7 protein-coding genes and 1 pseudogene are annotated in these 8,210 nt (G+C 68.1%); 6 read left to right on the forward strand and 2 right to left on the reverse strand.

The features are described 5' to 3' along the window. Window positions 1-25: 25 nt before the first annotated feature. Together dbpA and AC1DKV_RS21350 are read left to right on the forward strand one after the other, a co-directional pair. Window positions 26-1,456 (forward strand): ATP-dependent RNA helicase DbpA, encoded by a 1,431-nt coding sequence (dbpA, locus tag AC1DKV_RS21345; protein ID WP_477137918.1) that lies wholly within the window; start codon window positions 26-28, stop codon window positions 1,454-1,456. 67 nt (window positions 1,457-1,523) lie between these two features. Continuing rightward, window positions 1,524-2,372 (forward strand): PA4780 family RIO1-like protein kinase, encoded by an 849-nt coding sequence (locus AC1DKV_RS21350; protein WP_477137919.1) that lies wholly within the window; start codon window positions 1,524-1,526, stop codon window positions 2,370-2,372. Window positions 2,373-2,485: 113 nt separating this feature from the next. Here AC1DKV_RS21350 and AC1DKV_RS21355 read toward each other — a convergent pair whose 3' ends face one another. Next, entirely contained in the window at window positions 2,486-3,604 is a 1,119-nt protein-coding gene (locus AC1DKV_RS21355; protein ID WP_477137920.1) for a DUF2855 family protein, read from the reverse strand. Between the two features lie 153 nt (window positions 3,605-3,757). Here AC1DKV_RS21355 and AC1DKV_RS21360 point away from each other — a divergent pair, with 153 nt between their 5' ends. The 4 genes from AC1DKV_RS21360 to AC1DKV_RS21375 all read left to right on the forward strand — a co-directional run bounded on the left by AC1DKV_RS21360 (window position 3,758) and on the right by AC1DKV_RS21375 (window position 7,747). Next, on the forward strand, window positions 3,758-4,318 hold the full coding sequence (locus AC1DKV_RS21360; RefSeq protein ID WP_441650003.1) for a TetR/AcrR family transcriptional regulator: 561 nt from the start codon (window positions 3,758-3,760) through the stop codon (window positions 4,316-4,318). Between the two features lie 204 nt (window positions 4,319-4,522). Beyond that, window positions 4,523-4,966 carry a CBS domain-containing protein gene (locus AC1DKV_RS21365; protein ID WP_477137921.1) on the forward strand — a complete coding sequence of 148 codons (444 nt, stop codon included), beginning with the start codon at window positions 4,523-4,525 and terminating at the stop codon, window positions 4,964-4,966. Window positions 4,967-5,529: 563 nt separating this feature from the next. Beyond that, complete coding sequence (locus tag AC1DKV_RS21370) at window positions 5,530-7,020, forward strand: MDR family MFS transporter (RefSeq protein ID WP_441650004.1); 1,491 nt, start codon at window positions 5,530-5,532, stop codon at window positions 7,018-7,020. A 94-nt stretch (window positions 7,021-7,114) separates the two neighbouring features. Further along, complete coding sequence (locus AC1DKV_RS21375; RefSeq protein WP_477137922.1) at window positions 7,115-7,747, forward strand: glutathione peroxidase; 633 nt, start codon at window positions 7,115-7,117, stop codon at window positions 7,745-7,747. Here the strand turns inward: AC1DKV_RS21375 and AC1DKV_RS21380 are convergent. Next, window positions 7,731-8,210, reverse strand: a pseudogene (locus AC1DKV_RS21380) (MFS transporter); the annotation flags it as partial. The gene AC1DKV_RS21375 and the pseudogene AC1DKV_RS21380 overlap by 17 nt on opposite strands.

Below are 8,210 nucleotides of genomic sequence, written 5' to 3' on the forward strand. Positions count from 1 at the left end.
GGGCGCCAGCCCGCTATAATCCGGCATGAACTCAAGCCCCAACTCTTCCGCAGCGGCCGCGCCGTCCGCCGCTGCCGGCGCCTCTTTCTCCCGCTTGCCTCTCTCGCCTGCCACGCTGGCGACGCTTGAGCAACTTGGCTACCAGACCATGACCCCGATCCAGGCTGCCAGCCTGCCGGTCGCGCTGGCCGGCCAGGACMTGATCGCGCAGGCCAAGACGGGCAGCGGCAAGACCGCCGCCTTCGCGCTGGCGCTGCTCAACCGGCTCGACGCGCGCCGCTTCGACGTGCAGGCACTGGTGCTGTGCCCCACGCGCGAGCTGGCCGACCAGGTCACGCAGGAGATCCGCCGCCTGGCGCGCGCCGAGGAGAACATCAAGATCCTGACGCTGTGCGGCGGCTCGCCGATGCGCCCGCAGGTCGACAGCCTGGCGCATGGCGCACATATCGCCGTGGGCACCCCGGGCCGCATCATGGATCACCTGGAGCGTKGCACGCTGCAGCTGGGCGCGCTCAACACGCTGGTGCTCGACGAAGCCGACCGCATGCTCGACATGGGCTTCTTCGACGACATCGCGCACGTGGCGCGCCAGTGCCCCAAGGAGCGCCAGACGCTGCTGTTCTCGGCCACCTATCCCGAAGGCATCGCCAGGCTCAGCCAGCAGTTCCTGCGCAAGCCGCACGAGATMAAGCTCAAGGAGCAGCACGACGACAGCAAGATCCGCCAGCGCTTCTACGAGGTGGACGACAGCGAGCGCCTCAACGCGGTGGCGCTGCTGCTCAATCACTATCGCCCGGTCAGCACGCTGGCCTTCTGCAACACCAAGGCGCGCTGCCGCGACCTGGTGGAGCTGCTGCGCGCGCAGGGCTTCGAAGCGCTGGCGCTGCACGGCGAGCTGGAACAGCGCGAGCGCGACCAGGTGCTGGTGCAGTTCGCCAACCGCAGCTGCTCGGTGCTGGTCGCCACCGACGTGGCCGCGCGCGGCCTCGACATCGCCCAGCTCGAAGCAGTGATCAATGTCGACGTCACGCCCGATCCCGAAGTCTACGTGCACCGCATCGGCCGCACCGGACGCGCCGACCAGGACGGCATGGCGCTGAGCCTGGCGAGCATGAACGAGATGGGCCGCGTGGGCAATATCGAACAGCAGCTCAGCATCGAGATGGAATGGCAGCCGCTGTCCGCGCTCACGCCGGCCAGCAACGAGCGCCTGCTGCCGCCCATGGTCACGCTGCAGATCCTCGGCGGGCGCAAGGAGAAGATGCGCCCCGGCGACATCCTCGGCGCGCTCACCGGCGACGCTGGCTACACCAAGGAACAGATCGGCAAGATCAACGTGATGGAGATGTCCACCTACGTTGCGGTCGAGCGCAGCATCGGCCGCGAGGCGATGCGCAAGCTGAACGACGGGAAGGTCAAGGGCAAGCGCGTGAAAGTGCGCATGCTGACCGATTGAGCGCGGCGCCGGCATTGCGCTGCGCGCTGCACGCCGACGGCCCGCCCGGCCAGCGAGGCCCGTCCCGATGAAGACCCCGAAGCGGCTGCAGCCGCTGGTCGAGGACGGCCTCATCGACGAGGTGGTGCGCCAGTTGATGAGCGGCAAGGAAGCCACCGTCTACGTGGTGCGCTGCGGCCAGGAGATCCGTTGCGCCAAGGTCTACAAGGACGCCGCGCAGCGCAGCTTCCGCCAGGCCGCGACCTACCAGGAAGGGCGCAAGGTCAAKAACAGCCGCCAGGCGCGCGCGATGGAAAAGGGCACGCGCTATGGGCGCAAGGTAGCCGAGGAGGCCTGGCACAACGCCGAAGTCGACGCGCTGTACCGGCTCGCCGCCGCCGGCGTGCGCGTGCCGAAGCCGCACCTGTGCTTCGAGGGCGTGCTGCTGATGGAGCTGGTGGTGGATGCCGGCGGCAACGCCGCGCCGCGGCTGAACGACGTGGCGCTGAGCGAAGACATGGCGCTGGCGTTCCACGCCGCGCTGATCGAGCAGGTGGTGCGCATGTTGTGCGCCGGCGTGGTGCACGGCGACCTGTCCGAATTCAATATCCTGGTGGATGCCGAGGGCCCGGTCATCATCGACCTGCCGCAGGCGGTGGACGCCGCCGGCAACAACGATGCCAGCGTGATGCTGGAGCGCGACGTGGACAACCTCGCGTTCTATTTCAGCCAGTTCGCGCCGGCGCTCGGCGACACGCAATACGGCAAGGAGATMTGGGCGCTCTACCAGGCCGGCTTGCTGCATCCGGGCATCAAGCTGACCGGGCGCGTGGCGATCGATGACAGTCCGGTAGACGTGGAAGCCGTGCTGCAGGAAGTGGAAGACGTGCGCCTCGAAGAAGAGGCGCGGCAGCGTTATCTGCAGAGCGCCGAGTAAGGACAAGGGCGCGCGCGATAAACCAGGCCGGCAGGCCTGGCCCGGCGCGCACGGTCCGTCAACCGGCATCAAGCCAGCATCAGCCCGGCATCAGCCCGGCATCAAGCCCGGCATCAAGCCAGCCGCACCACATACCCCGCCCGCGGCTCGCTGGCCCCCGCCACCAGGCTCGCGATCCTCTCCTGCGCGGCGCCGAAGCCCTGCTCCTCGACCAGCGTCAGCCAGCCGTTCGCCGGTGCCTTCACGTGGTCGATGAACTTGCGCTGCGCGGCGTTGAAGCGCTGGTTCACGCCTTCGGGTCCCCACTCGGCATTGCGCTTGCGGATCTGCACCGGCGCGAAGTAGAACTCGGGTTTGGGGCCGGGCAGCCCGGTATCGCGCAGGAAGCCGGTGTTCTGCGCGGAGCCGGCGAAGCAGTCGTAGGCCAGCGCGCTGCCGAAGTGACKGTGCACGCGTGCGCGCAATGCCTCGTCGCCGGAGAAATCCACGTAGAGCGTCGGCGCGTCGGCCGGCAATGTTTCCAGCGCGTCGTAGCCGACCACCTCCCGGTAGCAGCCGAGCCCCTCGACGAAGGCGCGGTTGCGCCCGGAGGTGATCGCCGCCAGCGAGATGCCGGGGATATCGCGCAGGCAGAAGGCGGTACCGTAGGCGGTCTTGCTGGAGGCGCTGGATACCACCAGCCGCGTGGCGCCGAAGAAGCGGTTGTCCTCGAGGAAGTCCGCCAGCATGAAGGATGTGATGAACAGCGGCCGGTACAGCATCTGGTGGTTTTCCAGTTCGGGCGCGTAGGCGGCGTCGTTGCTCACGCGGGTGTACTGGTTGTACGCGGAGGTCAGCGTCCTGCGGTGTTCGCTGGCATCGTAGAAGCCGCGCGCGGTGACGCGCTCGGGCTGCATGCGGATATGGCTGGCGATGGGAAAGTAKCCGTAGAAGCGCTMGCCGGCCGCCACGCCCGGCACTTGCGAGTCCACCACATCCGCGAAGCCCCAGACCGGCATGTGGCCCCAGTCCTGCTGTCCGGTCGGGAAGAACTGCCAGTAGTTCATGGCCTCGCCGAAGGCGGCGTAGGTGATGTTGTTGGTGGTGAGCGCGAAGCGGTCGATCTTCAGCAGCACTTCGCCCGGCGCGGCGGCGGCGCTTTCCTGCCGCGCTTCCAGGCGGCTTTCGTTTAGGGCATCCTTGCGTGTCAGCAGGCGGGTCACCTTGAGCGCCTGGTCCGTGTTGTCTTGCATCTTGTCTCCTTTCTTGTTCCTTCGAGGCCGATGACATCAATGTATCGCCGCAAGCCGGCGGCCGGGTTCGGAAACGCGGATGCGGCACCCGGCCCGGCGCAGGCGCCCGCCCGGCCGCTGAAACGCCCGTCCCAGCAGCGTGCGCGCTTTACCGTGAATGCCATTTACGAGGCTTTTGTTCGGATATGGCGCGCGCGCGGCTGGGATGGCGTGACCACGCGCGCGGTGGCGCTGGAGGCGGGCTGTTCGGTCGGCACGCTGTACGAGTATTTCCCCAACAAGGAGGCCCTGCTGTCCGGCTTTGTGCGGCACACCATCGAGCTGCTGCTGGCCCGCATCGACGCGGAGGCAGCCAGCGCGCCGGGGCTGGACTGGCGCGCGCGGGTGGCCCGGCTGGCGCGCCTGACGTGTGGCGCGGACGATGCCGTGCCGGATGCCTTCGACCACGAGATGCTGATGCTCGAGGCGCGCATCGCCGAGCCCAAGCACCATCGCCGCGTGTTCGACGAGTTGAACGCGGCATGGCTGCGCGCGCTGGCGGCGTGCCAGGACCTGCCGCGCCAGCCGGATGCCGCCACCGTGCAAAGCCTGCTGCAGGCGCTCTGGGGAGCGCGCCGTTATCGCCTGCTCCTGGGTGCATGCGCGCCCGCGCAGACCGCGTGGGCAGCCCAGATGGAGCGGCTTTGCCTGCTTGCGCTGGGTGATGCGCCGTAGCGGGCGCGGCCGTGCCCGTGCCTCACGAGACCACATTCTGGTCTGCATAGTTTTTACAAAGATTCGTGTGCGTCACCCTGTAAGCCGCGCGCCGCTAGTGCTAATCTGAAGGCGAGACGCCGCGGTGCACCAGCGCCCGGCCGAACACTCCCGCCAGCGCGCGGGCGGAGTTGCAAATCCTTCGGACGGAACAAGGAGTGGGTGATGAAATCTGCACGTCAGGTTCTGGAATCAAAGCCGACCCAGGCTATCTTCAGCATTGCTCCCAACGCCACTGTTTATGCTGCGCTGCAGCTGATGGCGGAGAAAGRCATCGGCGCGCTGCTGGTGATAGAGCGTGGCGATATCGTTGGCATTCTCAGCGAACGTGACTATGCGCGGAAGGTGATCCTGATGCAGCGTACGTCGCGCGAAACCTTTGTGCGGGACATCATGACGTCGGCCGTGATCTATGTGCGCGCCGACCAGAGCACCGACGAATGCATGGCGCTGATGACCCAGCATCGCATGCGTCACCTGCCGGTCATGGACGGCAGCCACCTGGTGGGCATGCTGTCCATCGGCGACCTGGTGAAGGACATCATCTCCGAGCAGAAATTCATCATCGAGCAGCTCGAGCACTACATCTCCGGAAGCGTGCATCCATAGGCCGGCGCCTTCCTGTTCAGCCGGGCGGCCGCTGCGAAGCGGTCGCCGCCGGCTGAACCGCCCGGACCCGTCCGCCCGAGGCCACATCCGGAGCGGCCACGCATCGGCGCCACGCTGAAGTGAGTACGCCGCGTTCATGCGCGAAAAACCCTCCAATTCCGGCCAACCGGCATTTATCGTTCCATAACGAGCCGCCGCGACCGCCTACTTCCCGCTTTTCCTGGCTCAAATTCCGACTTAGCGGCGCACTCGATATTCAGTATCCGCATATAATTATGCGTTCACTGAATTCGGCCAGCCCCGGGCCGTGCAGGGCGGCCGGATCTTGCTTKCGGCCTTCTTCATCCAGCGCGCAGCACCGGGTACGCAAAAATCTCAGTTGTATCCGATTTTGTGGTCATGTTTCCCGCTGTACGCTGGCAAATCGCGTGAGTTGCCTGTCGTTTGGTGMAACGTTGGCCGCTCAAGCCTACGTGCCCCCGCCGCTCCCGATGTCCGCTTCCGCTTCTTCATCTGCATCCGCTTCTGCGACCGCCACCCCCGCCCTGAGCCATCAGGACATCATGCGCGTCATCGGCGGAATCATCCTGTGCATCCTGCTGGCCGCGCTCGACCAGACCGTGGTGATTCCGGCGGTGCCGGCCATCGCCAGTGACCTGAACGGCTTCGGGCATTTGTCGTGGATCGTCACCGCGTACCTGATCACGTCTACGGTGTCCACGCCGCTCTACGGCAAGCTGTCCGACAACTACGGCCGGCGGCGCCTGCTGATGCTGGCGATCGGGCTCTTTATCCTGGCTTCGGTGGCCTGCGCGATGGCGGCTTCGCTGGAGCAGCTGATCCTGTTCCGCGCCTTGCAGGGCATCGGCGGCGGCGGCCTGATGTCGCTGGCGCAGGCGGCGATCGCGGATGTGGTGGCGCCGCGCCAGCGCGGACGCTACCAGGGCTACCTGGCCACGGTGTGGGCGGTGGCGTCGATCGCCGGGCCGCTGGTGGGCGGCTGGACCTCGGATCACTTGTCCTGGCGCTGGCTGTTCTGGATCAATGTACCGCTCGGCGTGCTGGCGATGTTCATGTGCCACCGGGGCCTGAGCCAGCTGCAGGCGCGCGGCGGGTCGGCGCGGGTGGACTGGGGTGGCGCGCTGCTGCTGACGGTATCCATCGTGGCCTTCCTGCTGGCGATGAGCTGGGGCGGCGACGTCTATGACTGGATATCGCCGCAGATAGCCGGGCTGGCGCTGCTGGTGGCGGCCGCGCTGGCCGGGCTGGTGTGGCAAGAGCGCCGCGCGGCGGATCCGATGCTGCCGCCGCGCCTGTTCGGCAACCGGGCCTATGTGCTGGGCGTGGCGGCTTCCGCCATGGCGGCGCTCAATATCTTCCTGTGCATCTTTGCGCTGCCGCTGCATTTCCAGCTGGTGCGCGGCGCCGATGCCTCGCAGTCGGGCCTGCTGGTGGTGCCCTTCCTGCTTGCCACGGTGGGCGGCAACTTTATCGTGGCCGCGCTGGCGCCGCGCCTGGGCCGCATGCGCGGCATCCTGACCGGCGGCTATATCGCGGCGGCGCTGGGCCTGCTGGGACTGGTGGCGGTCTCGCCCGCCACGCCGCTGGCGATGGTGCTGCTGGCGATGATGGTGGCCGGCGTGGGCCTGGGCATGGCCATGGTCGGCACGCTGATGACCGTGCAGAACGTGCTGGAACGCCGCGATACCGGCGCCGGCACCGGCGCGCTGCTGGTGCTGCGCTCGCTGGGCAGCGCCTTTGGCGGCGCGCTGGCGGGCACCCTGCTGACGCTTTCGTTCCACAACGCGCTGCACGCATCCGGCGTGACGCAGGCGCTGGACCTTGGCGCGCTGCGGCATGGCAGCGAGGCGCTGGCCCGCCTGTCGCCCGCCGTGCGCGGCATGCTGACGGACGGTGTCGAGTCCGGCTTCCGGCTGATCTTTGCGGTGGGCACGCTGGCCGCGCTGCTGGCGCTGGTCATCGTGCGGCGCATGCCGGACGTGGAACTGCGCAGCAGCGTGACCGAGCACGCGGCCACGCTGGCGATGGAGTAAAAAGTGCTATCCGCGCAGCCGCCGCTCCGGGCCTGCGCATCCATTCCGTTGCCGACGGCGTAAACTACGGACAACCCACTCCGGAGTGTCCTCCATGCGCCGTTCTTCCGCCCAGCGCCAGCGCGCCCTGCGATTCACCGCCGTGTCCGGCGCGCTGGCCCTGGCCGCCGCCGCGGCCGTCGTGAGCCCGCGCCCCGCGCGCGCTGCCGATGCGCCCGCGGCCGCAACCCAGCCGGCGGGCGCCTGCCCGGCTTCGCTCAATTTCAAGTTCCCGCGCCTGCAGGACGAAGCGCCGCAGAATCTCTGCCAGTACGCCGGCAAGGTGGTGGTGGTGGTCAACACCGCCAGCTACTGCGGCTTCACCCCGCAATACGAAGGGCTGKAGGCGCTCTACGCGAAGTACCGCGAGCGCGGCCTGGTGGTGCTGGGCTTCCCCTCCAACGATTTCTCGCAGGAGCCCGGCTCCGCCAAGGAGATCGCGGACTTCTGCTACAACACCTACGGCGTGAAATTCCCGATGCTGGGCAAGTCGCACGTGCGCGGCAGCGAGGTCAATSCCATGTACGCGCTGCTGGCCAGGCAGTCCGGCACCACGCCGAAGTGGAATTTCTACAAATACCTGATCGACCGCAACGGCCAGGTGGTGGCCAGCTTCAACAGCATGACCAAGCCCGACGACAGGGAATTCGTCGGCAAGATCGAGCAACTGCTCAGCGCCACGCGCTAGCGTCGGCCAGCCCGCGGGTCAGCGCGGCGTGGGCCAGCAGGTTGAGCACGGCAAAGCCGATGGCGGCCAGGCACACCGCGCTCCAGCCCCCCGCGGCCCAGGCGGCGCCGGCCGCCAGCGCGCCGCTTGCCCCGCCCACGAAGAAAATCCCGACGAACAGGCCGTTGAGGCGCCCGCGCGCGGACGCGTCCAGCAGATTGATCTCGCGGCGGCCGAAGGTCTGGTCGGCGGTCACGCCGGCGTCCAGCACCATGGCGGCAATCACCAGCATGCCGATGGCGGCGACKGCATGGCTGCCGGCATCGAAGCCGAACCAGCCACCGCCGGCGGCACCCGCCAGCAGCAGCGCGGCCAGCACCGCCAGTTGCGCCGCGCGGGTGCCGGCGTGGCCATGGCCGCGGTCGGCGAGGCGGCCGGCCAGCGGCGCCGCCACCTCTCCCGTCGCGCCGGCCAGCGCGAACAG

The organism is Cupriavidus sp. 05T41 (assembly GCF_056396525.1).